The sequence below is a fragment of the Actinotalea endophytica genome, from assembly GCF_025717005.1.
In the GTDB taxonomy this organism is placed as follows: Bacteria; Actinomycetota; Actinomycetes; order Actinomycetales; family Cellulomonadaceae; genus Actinotalea.
The window spans coordinates 1-944 of sequence record NZ_JAOVZU010000018.1; the positions used below are offsets into that span (position 1 = coordinate 1).

The 944-nt window shown below is 73.5% G+C and carries 1 protein-coding gene and 1 pseudogene; both read left to right on the forward strand.

From position 1 onward, the window contains the following. The first annotated feature begins 183 nt into the window (after positions 1 to 183). Complete coding sequence (locus OEB99_RS19690) at positions 184 to 693, forward strand: hypothetical protein (RefSeq protein WP_263579014.1); 510 nt, start codon at positions 184 to 186, stop codon at positions 691 to 693. Continuing rightward, positions 690 to 944 (forward strand): annotated as a pseudogene (locus tag OEB99_RS19695) (copper resistance protein CopC); the annotation flags it as partial. The gene OEB99_RS19690 and the pseudogene OEB99_RS19695, both read left to right, overlap by 4 nt.

Below are 944 nucleotides of genomic sequence, written 5' to 3' on the forward strand. Positions count from 1 at the left end.
GGTGGGCAACGTGCAGGACGAGGACGTGGTCTACGACAACGCCGGGGTCTGGTCGGTGTACTTCGACGGCACCGCCCACGGGCTGACCGCCAACAACCTCGACATCGACGCCTTCGACCTGCCCTGACCCAGCAACGCCCACCGGCCCGCGCTGCGGGCCGGTGGGCACCCAGGGAGCTGACCATGAGCACTGAGACACTGCCCGAGGTGACGGCCCCGGAGCCGACGGGGCGCCGCGGGGGTACCCGCCCGCTGGTCACCCTGATGATCACGCTGCTGCTCGTGGGCCTGGTGGGCGGCGCGGCGCTCCTCGCGGGCTGGCCGCAGCACAAGGAGGACGTCCGGGCCGGGACCACCCTCGTCACGGCCGAGGGGATGGCCGCGCAGACCGGGATCGACGTGAACCTCATCGCGGTCACGGCGGCCGGCGGCCTCATCGAGTTCCGCTACCAGGTGGTGGACCCGGACAAGGCCGATCAGATGATCCACGAGACCGACCTGCTGCCCGTGCTGGTGGTGGAGGAGACCGGGGAGACCCTGGTCGTCGCCACGCCGCACCACCACACCGACCTCCAGCTCGGCGGCACCTACTACTTCCTGCTCGCGAACGCGCACAACGTCCTGCGCGACGGTTCGCTGGTGACCCTCGTGATGGGCGACGCGCGGCTCGAGCACCTCCGGGTCCGGGGATGAGCACTGCTCGAGGCCGGGCGCGGCGGGCCGCGGTCGCCCTCGCTGCGGCGGCCGCGCTGCTCGGCGGTGCGACGCCGGCTCTCGCCCACAGCGAGCTCGAGCACTCCGACCCGCCCGACGGCGGGATGGTCGCGGTGGGTCGGACGTCGCTCAGCCTGTGGTTCACCGAGGCCGTGATCAGCGACGCGACCACGGTCGAGCGGCGGCCCGCGGGGGGTGGGGGGGGGGGCGTCGGGGGGGCCGTGGCCGTG

What these genes read in the sequence shown, in the direction of transcription:
- OEB99_RS19690 (WP_263579014.1), top strand. Translation starts at nt 184, where the DNA reads ATGAGCACTGAGACACTGCCCGAGGTGACGGCCCCGGAGCCGACGGGG.